At 40.9% G+C, this 24466-nt stretch carries 20 protein-coding genes and 1 pseudogene; 19 read left to right on the forward strand and 2 right to left on the reverse strand.

The genetic code is table 11. The features are described from left to right. The first annotated feature begins 3 nt into the window (after positions 1 to 3). Positions 4 to 708, forward strand: coding sequence for a response regulator (locus ACXADT_RS06555; RefSeq protein WP_270180112.1), 705 nt, complete (start codon positions 4 to 6; stop codon positions 706 to 708). 102 nt (positions 709 to 810) lie between these two features. Here the strand turns inward: ACXADT_RS06555 and ACXADT_RS06560 are convergent, their stop codons facing one another. Further along, positions 811 to 1737 carry a C40 family peptidase gene (locus ACXADT_RS06560; RefSeq protein WP_474833836.1) on the reverse strand — a complete coding sequence of 309 codons (927 nt, stop codon included), beginning with the start codon at positions 1735 to 1737 and terminating at the stop codon, positions 811 to 813. A 291-nt stretch (positions 1738 to 2028) separates the two neighbouring features. Between ACXADT_RS06560 and ACXADT_RS06565 the strand changes: the two genes are divergently transcribed. The 16 genes and pseudogenes from ACXADT_RS06565 (at position 2029) to ACXADT_RS06640 (ending at position 18507) form a co-directional block, all read left to right on the forward strand. Then, positions 2029 to 2874 (forward strand): DegV family protein, encoded by an 846-nt coding sequence (locus ACXADT_RS06565; protein WP_270180110.1) that lies wholly within the window; start codon positions 2029 to 2031, stop codon positions 2872 to 2874. 403 nt (positions 2875 to 3277) lie between these two features. Continuing rightward, on the forward strand, positions 3278 to 4420 hold the full coding sequence (locus tag ACXADT_RS06570; RefSeq protein ID WP_474833837.1) for an ATP-dependent helicase ComFA: 1143 nt from the start codon (positions 3278 to 3280) through the stop codon (positions 4418 to 4420). A gap of 20 nt (positions 4421 to 4440) precedes the next feature. Then, a pseudogene (locus ACXADT_RS06575) lies at positions 4441 to 4533 on the forward strand (amidophosphoribosyltransferase); the annotation flags it as partial. Positions 4534 to 4581: 48 nt separating this feature from the next. Next, complete coding sequence (locus tag ACXADT_RS06580; RefSeq protein WP_474834688.1) at positions 4582 to 5100, forward strand: ComF family protein; 519 nt, start codon at positions 4582 to 4584, stop codon at positions 5098 to 5100. 142 nt (positions 5101 to 5242) lie between these two features. Beyond that, on the forward strand, positions 5243 to 5443 hold the full coding sequence (cspD, locus tag ACXADT_RS06585; protein ID WP_136947176.1) for a cold-shock protein CspD: 201 nt from the start codon (positions 5243 to 5245) through the stop codon (positions 5441 to 5443). 212 nt (positions 5444 to 5655) lie between these two features. Next, complete coding sequence (gene hpf, locus ACXADT_RS06590; RefSeq protein WP_270180631.1) at positions 5656 to 6216, forward strand: ribosome hibernation-promoting factor, HPF/YfiA family; 561 nt, start codon at positions 5656 to 5658, stop codon at positions 6214 to 6216. A gap of 165 nt (positions 6217 to 6381) precedes the next feature. Then, positions 6382 to 8895, forward strand: a complete 2514-nt coding sequence (gene secA, locus ACXADT_RS06595) for a preprotein translocase subunit SecA (protein ID WP_474833839.1) — start codon at positions 6382 to 6384, stop codon at positions 8893 to 8895. A gap of 73 nt (positions 8896 to 8968) precedes the next feature. Next, positions 8969 to 10073, forward strand: a protein-coding gene (prfB, locus tag ACXADT_RS06600) for a peptide chain release factor 2 (RefSeq protein WP_474833841.1) whose coding sequence is annotated in 2 segments (ribosomal slippage) — positions 8969 to 9040 and positions 9042 to 10073 — 1104 coding nt in all. Because the reading frame shifts where the segments join, the coding sequence is not laid out codon by codon here. A gap of 212 nt (positions 10074 to 10285) precedes the next feature. Further along, positions 10286 to 11155, forward strand: coding sequence for a YitT family protein (locus ACXADT_RS06605; protein ID WP_270180105.1), 870 nt, complete (start codon positions 10286 to 10288; stop codon positions 11153 to 11155). Positions 11156 to 11207: 52 nt separating this feature from the next. Beyond that, on the forward strand, positions 11208 to 11579 hold the full coding sequence (locus ACXADT_RS06610; protein WP_474810508.1) for a c-type cytochrome: 372 nt from the start codon (positions 11208 to 11210) through the stop codon (positions 11577 to 11579). A 711-nt stretch (positions 11580 to 12290) separates the two neighbouring features. After that, positions 12291 to 12977: a cell division ATP-binding protein FtsE gene (gene ftsE, locus ACXADT_RS06615; protein ID WP_474833843.1), complete on the forward strand. Its 687-nt coding sequence runs from the start codon at positions 12291 to 12293 to the stop codon at positions 12975 to 12977. Next, positions 12967 to 13860, forward strand: a complete 894-nt coding sequence (gene ftsX, locus ACXADT_RS06620) for a permease-like cell division protein FtsX (protein ID WP_474833845.1) — start codon at positions 12967 to 12969, stop codon at positions 13858 to 13860. Before ftsE ends, ftsX begins: the two co-directional genes overlap by 11 nt. Before the next feature lie 51 nt (positions 13861 to 13911). Beyond that, on the forward strand, positions 13912 to 15231 hold the full coding sequence (locus ACXADT_RS06625) for a murein hydrolase activator EnvC family protein (RefSeq protein ID WP_270180101.1): 1320 nt from the start codon (positions 13912 to 13914) through the stop codon (positions 15229 to 15231). 153 nt (positions 15232 to 15384) lie between these two features. After that, the gene (locus tag ACXADT_RS06630) at positions 15385 to 16827 is read left to right on the forward strand and encodes a S41 family peptidase (RefSeq protein WP_474814720.1); all 1443 of its coding nucleotides are present in this window, start codon (positions 15385 to 15387) and stop codon (positions 16825 to 16827) included. A gap of 98 nt (positions 16828 to 16925) precedes the next feature. Next, the gene (locus ACXADT_RS06635) at positions 16926 to 18128 is read left to right on the forward strand and encodes a PDZ domain-containing protein (RefSeq protein ID WP_474833848.1); all 1203 of its coding nucleotides are present in this window, start codon (positions 16926 to 16928) and stop codon (positions 18126 to 18128) included. 148 nt (positions 18129 to 18276) lie between these two features. Then, positions 18277 to 18507, forward strand: a complete 231-nt coding sequence (locus ACXADT_RS06640; protein ID WP_270180099.1) for a DUF2198 family protein — start codon at positions 18277 to 18279, stop codon at positions 18505 to 18507. Between the two features lie 3 nt (positions 18508 to 18510). Here the strand turns inward: ACXADT_RS06640 and ACXADT_RS06645 are convergent, their stop codons facing one another. Next, positions 18511 to 19374: a sulfite exporter TauE/SafE family protein gene (locus ACXADT_RS06645; RefSeq protein ID WP_474833850.1), complete on the reverse strand. Its 864-nt coding sequence runs from the start codon at positions 19372 to 19374 to the stop codon at positions 18511 to 18513. Between the two features lie 169 nt (positions 19375 to 19543). On the opposite strand from ACXADT_RS06645, the gene uvrB reads away from it, so the two are divergent. Both uvrB and uvrA read left to right on the forward strand, forming a co-directional pair. Next, entirely contained in the window at positions 19544 to 21520 is a 1977-nt protein-coding gene (gene uvrB, locus ACXADT_RS06650) for an excinuclease ABC subunit UvrB (RefSeq protein ID WP_474833852.1), read from the forward strand. A 7-nt stretch (positions 21521 to 21527) separates the two neighbouring features. Continuing rightward, positions 21528 to 24395, forward strand: a complete 2868-nt coding sequence (gene uvrA / locus ACXADT_RS06655; protein ID WP_270180096.1) for an excinuclease ABC subunit UvrA — start codon at positions 21528 to 21530, stop codon at positions 24393 to 24395. Positions 24396 to 24466 lie beyond the last annotated feature (71 nt).

The following is a 24466-nucleotide window of genomic DNA, read 5'->3' on the forward strand; positions in this document are numbered from 1 at the left end:
GCGATGTATACAGCAAAAGCTTTAACTAAAATTGTTATAATAGATGACCATCGATTATTTCGTGAAGGTGTAAAGCGTATTTTGGATATGGAAGATGATTTTGAAGTGATCGCTGAAGGTGATGATGGCGGAGATGCGCTTCGCCTTGTTGAGGACCATAAGCCAGATGTCGTTTTGATGGACATCAATATGCCTCATGTAAATGGTGTAGAAGCAACAAGGCAGTTAATTGAACAAGTTCCGGATACGAAAGTCATCATTCTCTCGATTCATGATGATGAAACATATGTGACTCATGCTGTGAAAACAGGAGCTGCTGGGTACCTCCTTAAAGAAATGGATGCAAATTCTCTAGTGGAAGCTGTGAAAGTTGTAGCTTCAGGTGGAGCATACATTCATCCAAAAGTAACTCACAACTTAGTAGATGAATATAGAAGACTTGCTACAGAAGGCAAAAGAACAACAGCTCAAATCGGTTTTAAAGAAGTTGAATATCGAAAGCCACTTCATATTTTGACACGAAGAGAGTGTGAAGTTCTTCAATTACTAACGGATGGGAAAAGTAACCGTTCGATTGGAGAAGAGCTGTTCATTAGTGAAAAGACGGTTAAGAACCATGTATCGAACATACTTCAGAAAATGAACGTTAACGATCGTACACAAGCGGTTGTAGAAGCGATTAAAAAAGGTTGGGTAAAGGTGCGCTGATGCGCATCTTTTTTATTTTAACTAGTTTTGAAGATTCCTAGTTTTATTTCACCAACAAAAAAGGAACCCCAATAATAGGAGTTCCTTCATTAAATATGTGACTTAAACTTCTTTTGCTCCAAGGTAACGTGGTGCCCAGTAAGAGTTGTCCATGCTGCTGATCGTTACACCATAAGAAGATGATGAATGGATGAACTTGCCTCCGCCAAGGTAGATCCCAGCGTGAGATGGACCTGGTTTATAAGTTTCAAAGAATACTAGGTCTCCAACTGATGGAGAAGAAACGCTGCTCGTTGCATCCCACATGCTCGCTACAGTACGAGGTAGTGAAACACCAGCTTTGTTATATGCATATTGTAGGAAACCACTGCAGTCAAATCCAGAAGGAGTAGACCCTCCCCAAACGTAAGGTACACCTATGTATTGTTTTGCAATAGGTACGACAGATGACGTGCTAGCTACGGAGCTATCGTTCGATGAAGAAGGTGCAGCCGTAGAAGCGCCTGAAAGTGCTCCAAATGTTTGTGGTCCAGCGATTCCATCGACAGTCAAGCCGTTAGCGCTTTGGAAGTTCATAACTGCTCTTTTAGTGATAGATCCGAAAATGCCATCAACTGAATAATTATAGTAGCCTTTGTCTTTAAGTTGACTTTGTAGGTTCGATACTTGTTGCCCGCGATCACCGTGACGAACAGTTCCTGAGTAGCTAGAAGTAGATTGGCTAGTTGATTGAACAGATGCTCCACCGTTCAATGCTTTTACTGTTTGTGGTCCAACAACTCCGTCAACCGTAATGCCTGCGCTGCGTTGAAAGCTACGTACACCAGATTCTGTGATAGATCCAAAATATCCTGTTGCTGTATGGTAGTTAAAATAGCCTTTGCTATCTAGTAGATTTTGTAGTTCAGTTACGTCAGAGTGCTTCATGCCGTTGTAAAGTGTTTGATCACCAAGTGCAGCTTCACTTACGTTTGGTGCTAATAGAAGAGACCCAGCGATTGTAGTAGTAATAACAACTTTCTTAAACATTATATAATTCCCCCTGAAGTAATATATTAAACATTTTATTTTTTCTTTACGATTGCTAGTTTACAGGATATAGATAACAGAGCGATGAACATGAGATTACAATCATGTAACATAATAGTGGGCTATTTTACTAAATGTTTCATTTTTCGACATTATGATTAAAAAATATGACAATTGTGGTTGACAAATATTATGAAAACATTCTATAGATCTGTTGGCACATGGCGAAAATTATTCTATGATTAGCTTAGCTGCAATCTAACAAAAGTATCATTGAAGAGAGGCGTTAATATGAAAACTGTGGCTGTTGTTACCGATAGCACTGCATATATACCAGGAGAGCTTCTGGATGAATATGATATTACGATGGTTCCTCTCAGCGTAATATTTGGGAATGAATCCTATCTTGAAGAGAAAGAACTAAAAGCAGAGGAATTTTTTGACCAAATTCGAAATGATGATGATTTGCCGAAAACCTCACAACCTTCGATAGGAAGTTTTGTAGAAGCATACGAGAAACTTTCAGCGAATCATAAGGAGATCATAACGATCACTCTTTCAAGTGGTATTAGCGGAACATATCAATCTGCTCATTCAGCAGGCTCAATGGTCGATACGGACGTTCACGTTTTTGATTCGGAAATCAGCTGTATGATGCAAGGTTTCTATGTGCTAGAAGCAGCACGAATGGCTCAAGAAGGTCAAAATGGAACAGTCATTCTAGAAAGACTTAATGAAATGAAGGAAAAAGGCATGCCTGCCTACTTCGTTGTGGATGATTTGAGTCATCTGCATAGAGGAGGTCGCCTAAATACGGCTCAATTGTTTGTAGGTAACTTGCTGCAAGTGAAACCTGTTCTTACGTTTGAGAATAAGAAAATTGTTCCATATGAGAAGATTAGAACGAGGAAGAAAGCAGTAAATAAGATTCTTTCATTATTCGATGAAGATGCGAAGCAAGGAGATCACATCAAAGTGACGATCATTTATTCGAATAATAAGGATGAAGCTTTGAAACTGAAGGACAAGCTTGAAGGGGACCACTCGAATATTGAGGTTGTTCTAAGTTACTTCGGTCCTGTTATCGCTACACACCTTGGAGAAGGATCTCTAGGGATTGGCTGGTATCGTCCATGATGCAGCCTAAAGAAGAAGTAAATCGATGAGATTTGCTTCTTCTATTTTTCAAAATAAATCATTCCTTGTTCCTGAAGGGATATCGATTATAGAGAATGGCGCTTACTACCCTATCAGCCACTTTGCCGTTTTCGAACCACAACCCATTGATCACAGTTACATCCCCTCCCATGAGCTATTAACCTTCCTTAATGGGCGTCATCTTCTGATAGATGAAATCCCTTTTCCTTTAGAACAACTCCATGATCATTACATGAATGGCTATCTTCAAATAGAGGCAGGAATACAGTTAATATCGAGTAAACATACATGCTTAAGGTGTGGAAATAGTGAAGCTTTCGGATTTTATCCTTGTGCAAGGTGTAAATGTAGTAACTGTAGATATTGTAGAAAGTGTATCAAAATGGGAAGAGTAAGCTCCTGCTCTCCATTATATTTCTCTCCTGCCTCATCCCTCACTTACCCTCCGACTCTATTAGACTGGAATGGCGAGTTATCACATGGGCAAAATAAAGCCTCTGACCAAGTAAAGCTTGCGATACAAAAGAACGAAAGACTATTGGTTTGGGCTGTGTGTGGTAGTGGAAAAACAGAAGTTTTATTTAAAGGCCTCGAACAAGCTATTTATGAAAACAAAACGATCTGTATCGCTACACCACGAACGGATGTAGTACTTGAACTTCTTCCTCGACTTCGAAAGGCTTTCCCAACCATAGCCATTTCTGGATTGTATGGAGGAAGTGATGATCCGTTGTCCCCGTTCATCATTTCCACCACTCATCAATTAATTCGTTACAAAGACTGTTTCGATGTCATGATCATCGATGAAGTTGACGCTTTCCCATATGAATACGATCCTTCTTTACAATATGCCGTTGAGAAGGCTAGGAAAGATAATGGTGCGTTAGTTTATCTTACAGCGACCCCTTCGAGAAAAATCCTTAAACAAGTGAAAGACAACGCATTACCTTATGTGCGAATCCCTGTGCGTTACCATGGATACCCATTACCTGCGCCGAAGTTTACTTGGGTTGGAAATTGGAGGAAACATATACGGAAGGGAAAACTTCCACCTGTCTTATTAAAGTGGATCGAACAGCAATTTCGTGAGAAGAAACCAGTAATGTTATTTGTTCCTTCTATTAAATTAGCTGAACGTATTCACTCCTTATTTGAAGAAGTTCAGATCGATTGTGAAACTGTTCATTCGGAAGATGCTGATCGTGTGGAAAAAGTTATGCGGTTTCGAAATCGTAGTTACCGGCTGCTTCTTACAACAACAATATTAGAAAGAGGTGTAACGATTGAAAATGTATCGATAGGTGTTCTAGGTGCAGAAGCAGATATCTTTACGGAGAGTTCACTCGTACAGATTGCAGGAAGAGCAGGAAGAAGTGAAAAATATCCTGAGGGAGAAGTTGCGCTATTTCATTATGGAAAAACAAATGACATGCTTCTAGCTTTTCGACATATAAAAAGTATGAATGTGGAGGCTGACAATAGAGGATGGCTCAAGGGAAAAGGTGTGTATGGTGTGAAGAAGTGATGAACAGTGTTTCATGGGAGATGTTCTCCTTTTTTGAAGAAGAGTGGAATGTTTGTAATGAGTGTAAGTCGAAACTTGCTCCTATTTCCGGGGAAATTTGTCTAAAGTGCGGACGGCCACTTTCGAAGGTGAAACGAGAATATATTCTCGAGAAAACTTGTTTGGATTGCCAAAGGTGGGTTGAAAAAAACTTTCTGAATGGTTTGGTTCATAATCGCTCCTTGTTTGAATACAACGATTTTATGAAGCAGGTTCTTACACTATATAAGTATCGAGGGGACGCGGAGGTTGGCAGAGCGTTTAATAGCACGTTTTCAAAAACGATAAAGAAATCGTATAAATGTATCGATTTCGTTATTCCAATTCCTCTGAGTATCGAGAGGCTTTATGACAGAGGATTCAATCAGTGTGATATATGGTTAGAAAAAGTGCCAAACAGACTAAGTAACTGTCTTGTACGAATTCACCACGAAGAAAAACAAAGTAAGAAAACAAGGCATGAACGGATACATCGCTCAGTAAAAATGTTTCGTGTATCTAACGATGATCTGATAAAAGGCAAAACCCTTCTTATTTTAGACGACCTTTATACAACTGGTACAACTGCTTATCAAGCAGCTGATGCGTTAGTTAAAAGCGGGGCAAAAGCCGTATACTCTTTAACTCTTTGTAGGAGTTAAACCACTTGTCGAAAAGTTTTGGGGAAAGCGCCTCCATTCGTGTCATATCAACAAAAACATCCCTTTGACAGGTGGGGAGAGCGAGCGTATAGTGAAGGTATGGCTAATGCCATGAAGATTTCTGAAGGGAATGTTGAACAGCATGCAAGGAAAAGTAAAATGGTTTAACAATGAAAAAGGATTCGGTTTTATTGAGAGAGAAGATGGAGACGACGTTTTCGTTCACTTTTCAGCGATCAGTGGTGAAGGGTTTAAGTCTCTAGAAGAAGGCCAGACTGTTGAGTTCGAAATCGTTGAAGGTGCTCGCGGTCCTCAGGCTGCTAATGTAGAAAAAGTATCTTAATCAGCTAATGAATGAAGCCCTTATTTTCTAAGGGCTTTTTATTTTTGTGGAAGAGAAAGAAGATATAAGAAGGATATGTAAAAAAATGTCGAAAAAAACAACATCTTGTTAATATATCGTAAAAAAACCTTATTTTTTTGAAAGTTTATGAAGGGAAAGTGAACGGGTATAACGAATACTATACTCATAGATGGAAGGAGGAGTGCCACATGATGAATTTCAACATCCGTGGTGAAAACATTAAGGTTACACCTGCAATGAGAGATTATACTGAGAAGAAGGTAAGTAAACTTGAAAGGTATTTCGATACTCCACCTAACTCTGATGTTCATGTAAATATGAAAGTTTACAACGATCAACAGATGATTGAAGTAACTATTCCGATGCCTAATCTATTACTAAGAGCAGAAGAAGAACATCAGGATATGTATGCAGCTATTGATCTAGTAGTCGAAAAACTCGAAAGACAAATCCGGAAGCATAAAACAAAAGTTAATCGCAAATTCCGTCAGGAAGGAAGCGTAAAATATATGTTCCGCGATGAACTTAATCCTACGATGACAAGCGTTGCTGAAGCAGAACCCGAAGAAGATGAACTTCAAGTCGTTAAAACAAAACGATTCACATTCAAACCGATGGACGTTGAAGAAGCAATCCTTCAAATGGATATGCTGGGACACAGCTTTTTCGTATTCTCAAGTGCGATCACTGGAAATACAAGCGTTGTCTATCGCAGAAAAGACGGAAAATATGGTTTGATCGAACAAGACTAATATAAATAATCAAAGGGACAGAGGGCAAACCCTCTGTCCCTTTATGATGGGAGGGGCTTGAACTTTCTTGTGCCCCCGTCAAGGAATTGTTAAAATGTATACATAGAACTAAAAGAATTAACTGAATCGATAGCACTCTACTGACAATAAAAGAGGAGCGTTTCTATGAAAGGTTTATTACGTAAAATTATTCCAAACGGCAACGAGCGTCAAGTTGGACGTTTACAAAAGATTGCTGATCAAGTTGAATCCTACTCGGAAGCGATGAAAAGCTTATCCGATGAAGAATTACAAAGTAAGACAACTGAGTATAAAGAACGAATTGAGAAAGGTGAAAAGCTCGATAAGTTACTGCCTGAAGCTTTTGCCACAGTACGTGAAGCTTCTGAACGTGTACTTGGAATGAGACCGTTCCCTGTACAGATTATGGGTGCCGCTTCTTTGCATGAAGGTAATATCTCAGAGATGAAAACTGGTGAAGGTAAAACGCTAAGTGCGACTATGCCAGTTTATTTAAATGCAATAACAGGTAAAGGTGTTCATGTCATCACAGTTAACGAATACTTGGCAAGGCGTGACGCAGAGGAAATGGGCGAGCTCTATCAATTCCTTGGATTAACGGTGGGTCTTAATATCAGTGGTTTATCTAAAGATGAAAAAGCTGAAGCGTATGCAGCTGACATAACTTATGGAACAAACAATGAGTTCGGCTTTGATTATTTAAGAGATAACATGGTGCTATATAAGGAAGAAAAAGTCCAAAAGCCACTGCATTATGCAATCATCGATGAAGTTGACTCTGTCTTGATCGATGAGGCCAGGACGCCACTAATCATTTCTGGTAACGCTGAGAAATCTGCGACGCTCTATATTAAAGCAAATCAGTTCGTGCGTGTATTAAATGAAGAAACCGATTATACGATCGACATCAAGACGAAGAACGTTCAGTTAACTGAAGATGGAATGTCAAAAGCTGAAAAATTCTTCTCGATTGAAAACTTGTTTGATTATAAGCATGTGCAGCTTAATCATCATATTAATCAGGCGATGAAAGCTAACTTTATCATGCAGCGAGATACCGATTACGTTGTTCAGGATGAGGAAGTCGTCATCGTTGACTCCTTCACAGGGCGCTTGATGGCTGGACGTCGGTATAGTGACGGTCTGCACCAAGCAATAGAAGCAAAAGAAGGTTTGGTTATTCAGCGTGAGAGTATGACGCTAGCAACCATTACATTCCAGAACTACTTCAGAATGTATGAAAAGCTTTCTGGTATGACCGGTACAGCGAAGACGGAAGAAGAAGAGTTTCGTAATATCTATAACATGAACGTTATCGCAATTCCGACGAATAAGCCGATCGCTCGTGTTGATTACCCTGACCTTGTGTATAAATCAATGAACGGAAAGTTCCAGGCGCTTTCAAAAGAAATTGAAGAACGACATAAAAAGGGACAGCCGGTCTTAGTCGGTACAGTTGCTGTTGAAACATCTGAATTGATTTCTCAGGTTCTCAAGAAACGAGGTATCCCTCACAATATCCTTAATGCGAAAAACCATGCTCGTGAAGCAGAAATCATTGAATCAGCTGGTCAGCCAGGGGCGGTAACCATCGCAACGAACATGGCGGGCCGTGGTACTGACATTAAGCTCGGTGAAGGTGTAAGAGAAGCAGGGGGTCTCTTCATACTAGGAACAGAACGTCATGAAAGTAGACGTATCGATAACCAGCTACGAGGACGTTCTGGTCGTCAAGGTGATCCTGGTGAGTCAAGGTTTTATATTTCTATGGAAGACGAACTGATGCGTCGATTTGGTTCAGATAATATGATGAACATGATGAACAGACTTGGAATGGAAGAAGATCAGCCGATTGAATCTAAGCTTGTATCTAGAGCCGTTGAGTCTGCTCAAAAACGAGTTGAAGGTAATAACTACGACGCACGTAAACAGCTCCTTCAATACGATGATGTCATGAGACAGCAGCGGGAAATTATTTATGCTCAGCGTGACGAAGTGTTGGAATCTGAAAACTTGCGAAATATCGTAGAAAAAATGCTGGACTCAGTCATCAAACGAATTGTGGACGCTCATACTGGTGACGAGGATATTCAGGAAGAGTGGGATCACCAAGCGATACTCGACCATGCTCGTGGTATTTTCCTTGAGGAAGGTCAGGTAACGGTTAAAGACATTAAAGGCTTAGATAAAGAAGAAATCGTAGAACTATTAGTTGAGAAAATGAAACTTAACTATGATCAGAAAGAAGCAGAGTTCGAACCAGAGCGTATGCGAGAGTTCGAAAAAGTAATTCTGCTAAGAAGCGTCGATCGTAAATGGATGGACCATATCGATGCAATGGATCAGCTGCGTCAGGGAATCCACCTTAGAGCATATGGTCAAAACGATCCTCTTCGTGAGTACCAGTTTGAAGGGTACGAGATGTTCGAAGATATGATCGCTGAAATCGAAGAAGAAGTTGCTACTTATATCATGAAGGCACAAATTGAAAACAACCTTAAGCGTGAGAAAGTAGCAGAAGGTCAAGCGGTGAATCCGAAAGAAGAAGGGTCATCAAAACCAAAGCCTGTTAAGAAAAAGCAGGACATAGGAAGAAACGATCCTTGTCCATGTGGAAGTGGCAAGAAATATAAACAATGTCACGGCAAAGTTCAGTAATGTAATGCCGGGCAGGTGCTCTTTTCGAGTACCTGCCCGTTCTATGTAAATAATTTAGTTGAGGTGTACGATTATGGAAATGCATGAAATTCGCAGTGAATTGAACACGATAGAAACAAGATTAAATGACTTTAGGGGGTCTCTTTGACTTAGAGAACAAAAGAGCCCGTATCAATGAACTTGAATTAGAAATGACCGTTCCTAGTTTCTGGGACGATCAGAATACAGCGCAAAAAGTCATCAATGAGTCTAATGCGTTGAAAGAAATGGTACACGAGTTTGATGCTCTTGAAGAAAGCTATGAGAACCTTGAAGTATCCTACGAACTAGTTAAGGAAGAGAACGATCAGGAGCTTTTCGAGGATTTAGAGGTTGAGATTAAAGACTTAAAGAAATCCCTTAATGACTTTGAACGCACCTTATTACTAAGTGGCGAGCATGATAAGAATAACGCGATCTTAGAACTCCACCCAGGGGCTGGCGGGACTGAGTCTCAAGACTGGGCTTCGATGCTTCTTCGTATGTACACAAGGTATGGAGAAAAGAAAGGGTTCAAAGTTGAAACCCTCGATTATCTGCCTGGTGACGAGGCTGGAGTAAAGAGCGTGACGCTGAACTTCAAAGGCTATAATGCGTACGGTTATCTTAAAGCTGAAAAAGGTGTTCATCGCCTTGTACGCATTTCGCCTTTCGACTCGAGTGGTCGTCGTCATACGTCGTTCGTTTCTTGCGAAGTTATGCCAGAGTTCAATGATGAAATTGAAATCGACATCCGAACAGAAGATTTAAAAATTGACACGTATAGAGCTAGCGGTGCTGGTGGACAGCACGTTAATACAACTGACTCAGCGGTTCGTATCACGCACCTTCCGACAAACGTAGTCGTGAGCTGTCAGTCTGAAAGGTCTCAAATCAAAAACCGTGATCAAGCGATGAAGATGTTGAAAGCAAAGCTCTATCAGCGAAAGTTAGAAGAGCAAGAAGCCGAATTAGATGAAATCCGCGGCGAACAGAAAGAAATCGGATGGGGAAGTCAAATTCGTTCTTACGTTTTCCATCCATATAATATGGTGAAAGATCACCGTACGAATGTTGAAATGGGTAACACCCAGGGAGTGATGGATGGAGATCTAGACCCATTCATCGATGCTTACCTTCGCTCCCGTTTAAATGATTAATACAATCTCTTAAAAACATCCTCTGCACATGCAGGGGATTATTTTTTTTGTAGTGGGCATCCTACAACAAATCGACGACACTTCAGCATGATAACGCGCTGCTATGGTGCGGTTTACACCCTACTAGTACGGTGATATACTACTGAAGGATTTTGCCTGAAAAATAGCAAAAATATGATTGAAATTTAATGAACAAGTGAGTGGAATAAACCATGATTGCAACAGTAACGAAATTCACAGCGAGAGATTCTTTTTCACGACTCATTCTTGAATACATAAGTGTACTGGTAGGATCCGCTATCGTGGCGATCGCCTTTAATCTATTCCTACTACCAAATAGTATAGCGTCTGGTGGCGTAAGTGGTATAAGTACGATTACAAAAGGTGTGTTCGATTGGAAACCAGCGTATGTCCAATGGGCGTTCAATATCCCATTGTTTATCAGTGGACTCATCTTTCTCGGGAAAAAGTATGGACCAAAGACACTAGCAGGTACTCTGTTTCTTCCTTTTGTTGTAAAGTTGACTGAAAATGTAGAGCCCGCTACAACAGATCCTTTACTTGGAGCTCTGTTTGGAGGACTTGGAGTAGGTCTTGGCCTTGGGATCGTGTTCCGTGGCAAGGCTTCGACGGGAGGAACTGACCTTGCTGCACAAATCGTGAATAAGTTCTCAGGGCTATCTTTAGGTACTTGTGTATTTATTATCGATGGCTTAATCGTTGCGGCTTCAGCATTTGTGTTTAGTCTTGAAGCTGCACTTTATGCATTGATCGCCATGTACCTCACTGGAAAAACAATCGATGTTGTTCAATTAGGATTCGGATATTCCAAGATGGCTCTTATTATTTCTGAAAAAGAAGAAGAACTTCGAGAAGGGATTTTTTCCGTCATTGACCGTGGTGTAACAAGAATTTCTGGCCAGGGTGGTTATACCAACGACAAGCGTCCGATCCTGATGGTTGTCGTAACTCAAAATGAAGTGACAAAGTTAAAACAGCTTGTAAAGAGCATCGACCCCTCTGCATTTGTGATCGTCTCCAATGCAACTGAAGTGCTTGGTGAAGGTTTTAAAAGAGAGTAAGCAGGTTATAGTAAAAGTAGCATTTCTTAACTTGATTACAGGGGTGGTAATGTTGAAAAGGTGGCTAACAGTTTTATTTGGACTCGTGCTCGCAATGGCTCTTACAGCTTGTGGTGGAAATAATGGAGATGAGGGTGCGATGAATGAAGGTTCTTCTGATGAAACGACTGAAGAAGAATCAGGAGATTCAGCACAAGACTACGATGTTGAAGCTGCTGAAGCAACCTACGAGCAACAATGTCTTCAATGTCATGGTGAGAACTTAAAAGGTGATGTAGGACCTGCCTTAACGAATGTCGGTGAACGCCTTTCTAAAGATACAATCTTAAACATCGTGCAAAATGGTAAAGGCCAAATGCCAGCGAACCTTGTCGAGGGAGAAGAAGCAGAGAATCTTGCGAGTTGGTTAGCGAATATGAAATAAACGAAGAGCACATGCAAATGCATGTGCTCTGTTTGTTGTTTTGCTCCCATTAATGTAGGAGTTTTAATACCTCTTGCTTTCTTGTGAACAACGTGTGAGCCTCAAACGCCTTTTGAGTGTATTCACTTCTTCTATAGTCCGTTCAAATCAAATATGACTTTTATCAACTATGCCTGCAATTTTTTTATATCTTATTGAGTTGATTTACTCTCTCAATAAAACCTTATTATAACGCGGATTGGAGCGGAAGGATGCTCGACTCCTGTGGGACATGAGGGACTGGTGAGAGCCCGCAGGAGCGCGCGACGAGGAAGCTCACCGCCAGCCCCACGGAAAGCGAGCATCCTGGAGCGGAAAGCACTACTATTCCAATTAGCAGATAGTTCTTAATGCTTTTTTCAACAAATAGAGCACATTCGTTATGCATTTGCTTTTTTAATTCACGTATAGATAATCGTATTTCGACAAAAATGAACTATAATATAAATCCCAATTTGACAAGGTTTATAGGACATTATTAAACCACTATTGCAAAACATGTCAAAACAAGAAGCTATTGAAACAGAAATGTAATAAAAATTTGTCTTAAAATAGCGAATTTGTTTGTTATAATATCTTCAGATGTAAGAGATAAAACGAATCAAGCTAAAATTAAACACCTAGATCCTAATAGATTGCATCATGACTTTAGCAAGTAGGAAGTGGTAAAACGTGATCGAAATGAACGATGTATGGAAAACATACAAAAACGGAATAAAAGCGATTAATGGTATAGATGTTAAAATCAACAAAGGTGAATTTGTTTACATAGTTGGCCCAAGTGGAGCCGGTAAATCAACATTTATGAGAATGATGTATCGGGAAGAAAAGCCGACGAGTGGAAAGATTACCATTAATGGCAAAGATGTTGGCAAGATGAAGAATAAGAATATCCCTAAACTGCGTCGTGACATTGGCGTGGTCTTTCAGGATTTCAAACTTCTTCCTAAGCTGACTGTCTATGAAAACGTCGCTTTTGCTCTTGAAGTCATCGAAGAAAATAAAACAGTCATTCGTAAACGTGTAATGGATGTTTTAAGTCTAGTGAACTTGAAAAACAAAGCAAGATTTCTACCAGATGAGCTTTCAGGTGGAGAACAGCAGAGGGTTTCAATAGCAAGAGCGATCGTAAATAATCCCGTGATCTTGTTAACAGATGAACCAACTGGTAATCTGGACCCGGAGACAGCATGGGAAATTATGAATTTACTTGATGAAATTAACAATCGCGGTACAACTGTATTAATGGCAACTCATAATAAGGATATTGTAAATTCCTTTAGGAAGCGTGTTATTGCAATTGAAGACGGTTTGATCTCCCGTGATGAAGCAAGAGGTGAGTACGGGTATGAAGATTAAAACGTTTGGAAGACACAGTAAAGAAGCGTTTAAGAACATCGGTCGAAATGGATGGATGAGCTTTGCATCCATCTCAGCAGTTACAGTAACGCTCCTATTAGTAGGGGTTTTCCTAACATTAGTGTTAAACTTAAATGCATTTGGAGATCAGTTAGAAGAAGATGTTGAGATCAGAACATTTATTGATCTTACAGCGGAGAAAGAACAGCAAGACGAACTAAAAGCAAAGATTGAGAACATCTCTGAAGTTGAATCTGTTGCGTTTCAGTCAAAAGAAGAAGGTCTAGATAACTTGATCGATAACCTTGGTGACCAAGGTGAAGTTTTTGAATCACTAAAAGACGAAAATCCATTGAGTGATGAGTTTGTCGTCAAGACAAGCGATCCTCAAGACATCAATCGCGTTGCTGATCAAATCAAGCAATTCGAGTACGTGGAAAATGTTGAGTTCGGTCAAGAGACCGTTAATAGATTGTTTAAAGTGTTAGAGATTTCACGAAATGTAGGGCTTGGCCTTGTAATAGGCCTTCTATTCACTGCTATGTTCCTCATTTCAAACACAATTAAACTAACAATTGTTGCCAGAAGAACCGAGATCGAGATTATGAAATTAGTAGGCGCGACAAACTGGTTTATTCGCTGGCCGTTCCTTATCGAGGGCGTCCTGATCGGTATATTTGGAGCTTTGATTCCAATAGGCGTATTGATTTATGGCTATTACTTCTTAACAGATCTAATCAGCACGAGATACCCTACTTTCTTTATCGACCTATTACCAGTAACACCGTTTGTATACCAGCTTGCAGCTCTATTAGTTGTTCTTGGCGTCATCATCGGAGTCTGGGGAAGTCTTACGTCCATGCGAAAGTTTTTGAAAGTCTAACAACAAATTAAAAGATAAATAGATTGTCTATTTTTGGGGGAGGAAGAAAGATTGAAGTTTAAAGTAATGGCCACGGCATTAACGATTACACTCGGGTTAAGCACATTATCGACTACAGTCTCACCAGCACCTATACAAGCGAATTCACTTGACGAGAAACTTGATGATGTAAAAGATAAGCAGTCACAAAATGCAGATGACCTTAAAGAAAAGGAATCTAAGCTTGAAGAAGTTAAGAAAGAACAAGAACAAGTACAAGCAGAAATTCGTCGTATCGATCAAGCTGTAGCGGAAACAGATAACAAGATCACTACGAAAGAAAAAGAAATCGAAGAGACGATGTCTGAAGTAGAACAGCTTAAAGAAGAAATCAAGGCTCTCGAAAAGCGTATCGCAGAACGCGATAAGCTACTAAAAGACCGCGTTCGTTCCATGCAACAGAACAACGGAGGTTCTGTAGATTATATGGAAGTACTTCTCGGTGCGTCTAGCTTTGGTGACTTTGTGGAACGTGTTCTAGCTCTAAACACGATTGCTGAACAAGATAAGAAGATTCTTGAAGAGCACAAAGCAGACAAACTAGCGGTAGAAGAGAAGAAAGCAGAAGTCGAGAAGAAGCTCGCTTCCCTTGAAGAGAAGAAAGCTGAGCTAGAGTCTCTTAAAAAAGAACTCAGCGCTCAAAAAGCTGAAAAAGATAAGTTGATGGCGTCCCTTGAACATGAAGAGGGTGAGCTTCATGACCACATGTTGGACCTTAATGAAACTGCTGAAATTCTAAAAGCCCAAGAAAAAGCAGTTCAACAAGAAATTAAGCGTGCTGAAGAAGCGGCAAGAAAAGCAGCTGCAGCTCGTGAAGCAGCAGCAAAGAAAGCGGCAGCTGAAAAGGCAGCGGCAAAGAAGGCAGCTACAAGCAATAACTCTAGCAGTTCGAACGAATCTACAGCATCAAGCGAACCTGCTCCTGCTGTTTCAAGCAGCTCAAGCTTCAGATGGCCAACTGCAGGACGAGTTACTTCTGGAATCGGACAACGCTGGGGTTCATTCCACGCAGGGATTGATATCGCACAAGGCGGTAAAAACCCAGTTTACGCAGCAGCAGATGGAACTGTACTACGTTCGTACTATTCAGACAGCTACGGAAACGTTGTTTTCCTAACGCATAGCATCAATGGTCAAATGTTCACAACAGTTTATGCGCACATGAGAGACCTTGGCGTTTCCACTGGGCAATCAGTAAGCGCAGGTACTTACCTTGGAACGATGGGGAACACGGGAGCTTCAAAAGGACAGCATCTACACTTTGAAGTTCACAAAGGATCTTGGAACCAAAGTAAGTCGAATGCCGTTAATCCTTTAAACTACCTACCTTAAAATAATAAAGGCTCTGTTTTACAAGTGTTGACTCCTATAGTTGGAAACATAATGAAAACAAGCCGGTCATATAGTACAATAAGATGAAAAGGCATCGCATCGCTAAGGTGTGATGCCTTTTCTTTCAAACTAGAAGAGGTGAGTAGATTGAATATAAAAGGGAAGGTTGTCGGCCTACTTGTCGTCATTGCCCTACTTGTGGGAGCTGGAGGTACATACGCCGTCATGTCGTTCTTTCAAGATGGTTCTGAGGGAGGAATCGAGCGATCTGTAGCGAACGGCTCTGAAAATGACATTGATTCTGAGGAACTCACGAAAATCAATAAAGCTTACGAACTCATAAATGATCGCTATGTAAGTGATGTTGACCAAAAGAATTTGCTTGATGGTGCAATAAAAGGAATGCTTGATACCCTTGAAGACCCTTATTCCGTTTATATGGATCCAGAAACTGCTGAGCAGTTTAACCAATCGTTAGGTTCTTCGTTTGAAGGTATTGGTGCAGAAGTGAATATGCAAGATGGCAGGGTAACGATCGTCTCACCTTATAAAGATTCCCCTGCAGAAGATGCCGGACTTCGTCCGAATGATAAAATCATGACGATCGACGGTGAAAGTACTGAGGGTCTTGACCTTTATGATGCCGTATTAAAGATTCGTGGTGAAAAAGGTACGGTCGTAAAACTGGGTATCCAGCGTCCTGGTGTCTCTGAAATATTAGAAGTCGATGTGACACGTGATGAGATTCCGATCGAAACTGTTTACTCGGAGACGATACAAAAGAATAATAAAACAATCGGAGTGTTGCAGATTACGTCATTCTCTGAGAACACATCTGAAAGTTTCTCAAAAGAACTGAAGAAGCTAGAAGATCAAGGGATCGATGGTCTTGTTATCGATGTGAGAAACAACCCTGGAGGTTTGTTGAATAGCGTGTCAGACATCGCTCAAGAAATTATTCCAGACGATAAGCCCTTTGTACAAATAGAAGATCGAAAAGGTGAGAAGCAGCGCTCCGTCTCTTCTCTTAAAGAAAAGAAGGACTATCCGATCGTTGGTCTCATCGATAGAGGAAGTGCCTCTGCCGCTGAAATTTTGGCAGGTGCGTTGAAGGAAGCAGGAGGCTATGAACTAGTTGGTGAAAAAACGTTTGGCAAGGGAACTGTCCAAACAACAGTTGATCTTGGTGATGGCAGTAATATCAAACTAACGATGTTTAAGTGGTTGACTCCTGATGGAAACTGGATTCATAAAGAAGGCATCAAGCCAACATTAAAGGCTGATCAACCTTCCTACTTTTATGTGAATCCATTAAATACCGAAAAAACGCTTCAGTATGATCAAAATAATAAGCAGGTTGAATCAGCTCAAGTTATGCTAAAAGGGTTAGGGTTTGAACCTGGTAGAACAGATGGTTACTTTAGTGATAAGACGACTACAGCTGTTAAAGCATTTCAACGTTCAAACGATTTAACCGTTTCGGGTAAGATCAATGAAGAAACAGCTCAAAAACTACAAGAAAAAATCGTAGAGTCTATTCGAAATCCAGAAAACGATATTCAGTTAGAAACGGCTGTGGAACTACTAGCAAAGTAAATTAAGAAAAGGAAACGAGCTAGTTTTGTCGAAGCTATTCCGCAGGATATCCTGCGGAATTTTCTTTTGACAGGAATAGAAAGATGGAGGAGTAAATCATGGCGGAAACGATAGGTCTTTCCATAGTAAAAGGCATCATATCTTTTTTGATCAACCCACTTACGTATATTAGCTTGGTGGCAGCTTTTATGATCGGAATCTCACGAGTGAAACGCGATCGAAGGGATTTTCATACGCGAGTGCATGACGTTCTTGACGATGTGAAGTTTGCAATCGTTCCAGGGATTATCGCTGGGGTTTCAATATTCGGTTTAAACTTATTGTTAGGATTAGTCGTGCCGATGGGCATCGTCGTCGCTTTAAGTATCAGTGCTATTTTAATCCTAATTACAGGACAAATGCGTTTCTTATCTCCAGCATTTGTATTTATCCTTCCAGTTGCAGCAGTTCTTTTTTATGAACCTGTTGATCTAGGAAGTGAATGGTTGAACTCCTGGCAAACTGGGTTTGATTCCGTTTCATTAATCGCACTCGCAATTTTAGCAGGCGTATTGCTTATCATCGAAGGAGTTTTAATCAATCAGAATGCTAAGAAGCAAACATCTCCTAGGTTGGTGCGTAGTAAGCGTGGTAAACTCGTTGGTGCCCATGAAGTACAAAGACTTTGGCTGTTGCCACTCTTTCTCTTTCTTCCTTCAGGAACGATTGAAGCGACTACTTGGTGGCCCCTGTTGCAATTCGGAGATCAGACGTACTCTTTTCTAATCCTCCCATTGCCGATCGGGTTCCGAAAATTAATCCATCATACTTTGCCTGCACCAGAAATTAAACGAAATGGCGTTCATGTCGTCATACTCGGTGCTTTTGCTACAGTTCTAGGTGTAATAAGCTATACTATAAGTGCTGATTGGCTTGCTCTTTCGGTGTTCCCAATCATCGTAGTTGCCAGAGCAGCTATTTTACTTCTTCATAGAGGTATGAATAAACCTGCATATTTTAATGAGCGGAATGAGGGACTCGTTATTTTAGGAATCCTTCCTGAATCACCTGCCGATTCAATGAATCTGCAAGTAGGGGAAGTCATTTCAAAAGTGAACGGCATGTCCGTAGGTAATGGAACAGATTTTTATACTGCTCTCCAACAAAATGCAGCTTTTTGTAAGCTTCAGGTTTTGGACTTTAATGGAGAAATTCGATTTGAACAAAGAGCGCTTTACAACGATCAGCACCATGAGTTAGGTTTGTTGTTCGTAAAAGAACAGCGTTTGGATGATTCAATCGAATATGCCAGAGAAAGCTAAAATAAGGTTGTTGAGGTTTACCTCGACAACCTTTTTCTGAGTGTGAATCGTATAAGATTGTATAAGAATTTCATCCTGTCATAGCATTCTCTAACGAATGTGTTGTAAGATGGAGAAAGAGTTATGCTTTAGAGAGGGGAACCAACTCATGCAGGAAATATTAGCAGCTTTACTTATTCCAGCGGTTGTGGCAGTTGTGTTTACACGCGTTACGTATAATAAATATGTTAGTCTTGGATTAGCACTGCTTTTCATGTGGGCAATCTTTGGAGGGTTTGATCACCCGATTCATTTAATTATTTTAACGATACTATCTGCTTTAATCGGATTTTACTTTTCTTCGAAAATACAAAAACAAAATAAGAAAAAGATAAAATAGCGTCTATTCCGAAGAGAATAGACGCTTGTTTTTCGTTCTATACTGATAGATAAAGTAAATGATCAGGGGTGTTATATAGATAGAAAGAACAATTAACCCCGCTACGGGTAATTGGAAAAGTTCCAAAATGACGCTGATCAATGTGAAGATATACAACGTTCCTAGCAATTTTCGAATCACGTCGTTGGAAACAAGTTCAGTGATACTTGCACCGATACGGGATCCAACTAATGCACCGACCACTAATAGTAAAGCTAGCGAGAACGGAATCGTCACACTTCCTATGTATGAAAAGAACCCTGTTGATACGATAATGAATATGCTTGCAAGAGACGTTCCAATTGCTAGGCGTGGGGATAGATAAAGAACATTTATTAATAAAGGAACCATCACGAATCCACCACCCACTCCAAGAACAGATGAGATAAACCCACCGGTGAGTCCGATTAAAATTGTTCGAACAGGGGAAATGGAATACCCCTGCGCTTTTTTGCGGGTTGTTTTCTCAGTGAGCATAGACAATGCAAAATAACTGAGCAACCCTACATACAGGAGCGAGATGACAAGTTCATCGTATCCTACTGACTCTAAGTAAAGGACGAGTGGTTTGGCGATCTGAGTGCTTAGCATTCCACTAATCGATAATAAGAGGACAGTCTTCCAAAGAATATGGTTTTGTTGGTAATGTTTAAGAGCTCCTGAAACAGATGTGCTCATGCTATATAATAAGCTGATCGTAATAGCAGTTGAAGGCTCATAACCCAGTAGTAGGAGGATTGGCGTTAATAAAAAGCCGCCTCCTACGCCGAAGAAACCTGAAATTGCTCCGATTGCTAGTCCTAGTGGAATTGCGAGAAAAACGATCAATGTCAGTACTCCCTTTCATGCAGTTTGCTATCACTCAGCATACCTTAGATTGCGCGTTATCGGAAGCGCTAATAGAAAAAAGGGGAATACCAGTTCGTTTTATTTGAAGAAAAAGCCATCTTTTATGCTATAATAAATTTTATGAAGAAAAGGAACGGAGGCGACTAAGGTGGAAAGACAGTTTGAATTGGTTTCAAAATATGAGCCTCAAGGAGACCAACCTGAAGCAATAAAAAAGCTCGTTGAAGGCGTGCATAATAATGATCGTTATCAGACCTTACTTGGAGCGACAGGTACTGGAAAAACATTCACGATGTCAAACGTTATTAAAGAGGTTAATAAGCCAACGCTTATTATTGCTCACAATAAGACGTTGGCGGGGCAATTATACAGTGAGTTCAAAGAGTACTTTCCTAATAATGCTGTTGAGTACTTCGTGAGTTATTACGATTACTATCAGCCTGAAGCTTATATTCCTCAATCGGACACGTTTATTGAAAAAGACGCAAGCATCAATGATGAAATCGATAAGCTACGACATTCTGCGACTTCGAGTTTGTTTGAACGTAACGATGTGATTATTGTGGCAAGTGTATCCTGTATATACGGTCTAGGTAATCCGGAGGAATACAAGAGCTTAGTCGTCTCTCTAAGGGCTGGAATGGAAAAAGACAGGGATGGGCTTCTACGTGATCTCGTAGACATTCAATATGCTCGTAACGACATTAACTTTACGCGCGGTACGTTCCGAGTTCGTGGTGATGTTGTTGAGATCTTTCCAGCATCAAGGGATGAAAACTGCTTAAGAGTTGAATTTTTTGGTGATGAGATCGATCGCATTACGGAAGTGAATGCGTTGACTGGCGAAATACTTGGTCAACGAGAACATATCGCTATCTTTCCTGCTTCCCACTTCGTAACACGTGAAGAAAAAATGAAGATTGCGATCAAGCGGATCGAAGCAGAACTTGAAGAACAGCTGAAGAAGATGAATGAAGAAGGAAAGCTTCTTGAAGCGCAGCGACTAGAGCAACGAACAAAGTATGACATCGAAATGATGGCGGAAATGGGCTTCTGTTCTGGGATTGAAAATTACTCGCGGCATTTAACGCTTCGTGATGCTGGCGCTACACCATATACCTTACTAGACTACTTCCCTGATGATTTTCTGATCATGGTAGATGAATCACATGTTACCTTGCCACAGGTCAGGGGAATGTATAACGGTGACCAGGCGAGAAAAGGAGTTCTAGTCGATCACGGATTCAGGCTTCCATCAGCGAAGGACAACCGACCGTTAAGGTTCGAAGAATTCGAAGAAAAAGCGCATCAATTCGTGTATGTATCAGCAACACCTGGTCCATATGAAGAAGAGCACTCTACAAAAGTAGTCGAACAGATCATTCGTCCAACAGGGTTGCTTGATCCAACGATCGAAATCAGACCGATCGAAGGTCAGATTGATGATTTGCTCGATGAAATAAATAAACGAGCTGCAAAAAATGAAAGGGTGCTCGTTACGACGCTGACGAAAAAGATGTCAGAAGACTTAACTGACTATTTGGTTGAGATGGGCATAAAAGTACGGTATCTTCATTCCGAAATCAAGACATTAGAGCGTATTGAGATCATTCGTGATTTACGTCTCGGTGTTTTCGATGTATTGGTCGGCATTAACTTGTTGAGAGAAGGTTTGGACATCCCAGAAGTATCTCTCGTTACAATTCTTGATGCGGACAAAGAAGGATTCTTGAGATCTGAAAGATCATTGATTCAGACGATTGGACGGGCTGCTCGTAACTCCAGCGGTCAAGTCATCATGTATGCAGATAAAATAACGAAATCGATGGATATTGCAATAAATGAGACGAAGAGGCGTCGTGAAACGCAGCAAGCATATAACGAGAAACATAACATTACACCTACGACGATCAAGAAAGAAGTACGTGACTTGATTCGCGCAACAGTGGCTGCTGAGGAAGGTGAGGAATACACTGCACCTAAGCCAGGTAAGTTGAACAAAAAAGAACGTACGAAGATGATTGAAAATGTTGAGAAAGAGATGAAGGAAGCTGCGCGTGAGCTTAATTTTGAACGTGCTGCTGAGCTTCGCGATCTACTATTAGAGCTTAAAGCGGAAGGATGACGAAGAAATGGCAAATGAAGAAATCGTCGTCAAAGGGGCACGAGCCCATAATTTGAAAAATGTCGATGTGTCTATTCCTAGAGATAAGCTGGTCGTTCTAACTGGTTTATCTGGGTCAGGAAAATCATCACTCGCTTTTGATACGATTTATGCAGAAGGACAAAGACGATACGTTGAATCACTTTCTGCCTATGCGAGACAGTTTCTTGGGCAGATGGATAAACCCGATGTAGATGCGATCGAAGGTTTATCACCCGCAATCTCGATCGATCAGAAAACGACGAGCCGAAACCCTCGTTCAACTGTAGGGACCGTAACAGAAATCTACGATTATTTGAGGCTGTTGTTTGCGAGGATTGGAAGACCAGTGTGTCCACGTCATGGAGTGGAAATCACCTCTCAAACAATTGAACAGATGGTCGATCGAATACTTGAATATGAAGAGCGGACGAAGCTACAAATTCTTGCTCCAGTCGTCTCAGGGCGTAAAGGGGAGCACGTGAAGATTTTAGAAGATATTAAGAAGCAAGGGTACGTCCGTGTACGAGTCGACGGAGAAATGATGGAGGTTGCTGACGAGATTTCACTAGAAAAGAACAAGAAGCATTCCATCGAAGTTGTGATCGACCGTATCGTCGTAAAAGATGGTATCCAATCAAGACTTGCAGATTCACTAGAGACGGCCCTGCAGCTAGGTGGAGGACAGGTGATCGTCGATGTGATAGGAGAAGGGGAGCTTCTCTTTAACCAGCATCACTCTTGCCCATACTGCGGGTTTTCAATTGGTGAGCTAGAGCCAAGGATGTTTTCTTTTAACAGCCCGTTTGGAGCGTGCCCATCTTGTGATGGAATCGGTCTAAAGCTAGAGGTGGACCTTGATCTTGTGATTCCGAATTGGGGACTATCTCTTAGAGAACACGCATTAGCTCCATGGGAACCAGTTAGCTCAAACTATTATCCGCAGCTTCTTGAAAGTGTATGTAATCATTATGGCATCGATATGGATACCCCTGTCGAGAAGCTTCCGAGACATCAATTGGATAAGGTCCTTTACGGCAGTGGAAACGAGAAAGTTTATTTTAGGTATGAGAACGATTTTGGGCAAGTAAGGGAGAACAACATTAACTTTGAAGGCGTCATCCCTAACGTTGAACGACGTTATCGTGAAACGAGCTCTGATTACATTCGCGAGCAAATGGAAGCGTATATGGCCCAAAAACCATGCCCTACGTGTAAAGGGTATCGCTTGAAGAAAGAAGCACGTTCCGTATTGATCAATGGAAAACATATCGGGGAAACGACGGAGTTTGCGATTAAAGATGCTTCTGTCTTTTTCGACCAACTTGAACTCACGGCTAAAGAGGCTACGATCGGTAAAATGATTTTACGAGAAATTCAAGATCGTCTAGGATTTCTTGTGAACGTAGGGTTGGATTACCTGACCTTAAATCGGTCTGCAGGCACATTATCTGGTGGTGAGGCTCAAAGGATAAGACTCGCTACACAAGTAGGATCGAGGTTGATGGGTGTTCTCTATATTCTAGATGAGCCTTCGATCGGCTTGCACCAAAGAGATAACGACCGTCTTATTTCCACGCTAGAAAATATGAGGGACTTAGGAAACACGTTGATCGTTGTAGAACATGATGAGGATACGATGCTCGCAGCTGATCATATTATCGACATCGGTCCTGGAGCAGGAGCGCACGGTGGGTATATCACATCACAAGGTACTCCTGCAGAGATTATGGACGATGAACAATCACTGACAGGAGAATACCTATCTGGTAAAAAGTTTATTCCAGTCCCATCTGAGCGAAGAAAGACGGACGGACGCTATATAGAAATTGTTGGCGCAAAAGAAAACAACTTAAAAAATACGAATGCAAAGATCCCTATCGGTTTATTTACGTGTGTAACAGGTGTTTCTGGGTCAGGTAAAAGTACTCTTATCAATGACATTCTATATAAATCTTTAGCTCAAAAGCTTCATAAAGCAAAGGATAAGCCTGGCGAGCATAAGAAGATTAAAGGCTTAGAGTATATTGATAAAGTCATCGATATCGATCAGTCTCCGATCGGTCGAACACCTAGGTCTAATCCAGCAACTTACACAGGTGTGTTTGATGATATTCGTGATGTGTTCGCACAAACAAACGAAGCAAAAGTCCGTGGTTATAAGAAAGGACGCTTCAGCTTCAACGTAAAAGGTGGGCGCTGTGAGGCTTGTCGAGGAGACGGAATCATTAAAATCGAGATGCACTTTTTACCTGATGTATATGTTCCTTGTGAAGTATGCGAAGGAAGACGATACAATCGTGAAACGCTTGAAATCGAGTATAAAGGAAAGAACATCTCAGATATATTGGAGATGACTGTTGAAGAAGGACTAGATTTCTTCAAAAACATCCCTAAGATCAACCGCAAGCTGCAAACTCTCTATGACGTTGGCTTGAGTTACATTAAACTAGGTCAGCCGGCGACAACCGTTTCAGGAGGAGAAGCACAGCGTGTGAAGCTTGCGTCACAGCTTTATAAACGCTCTACTGGAAAAACATTATATATTTTAGATGAACCTACAACAGGTCTTCATGTTGATGATATCGCTCGTTTGCTTCAAGTACTGCAAAGGCTTGTCGATAACGGTGATTCTGTATTGATTATCGAACATAATCTAGATGTGATTAAAACCGCTGACTACTTAGTCGATCTTGGACCAGAAGGTGGAGATGGCGGTGGTGAGATTATCTCAACAGGAACTCCTGAAAAGATCGTGAAAGAAGAGCGTTCTTATACTGGTCGCTACCTTGCTCCGATCCTTAAGCGGGATAAAGAACGTATGAAGATAAAACTTGAACAAACGCAGTCTGTATAAGGGTTAAAAAGGCAGCCGACGAGGCTGTCTTTTTTTAGCGTTAATTTTATGAAACCTTCTATTTGTTTATT

This window comes from Anaerobacillus sp. ABR4_321, assembly GCF_056158505.1.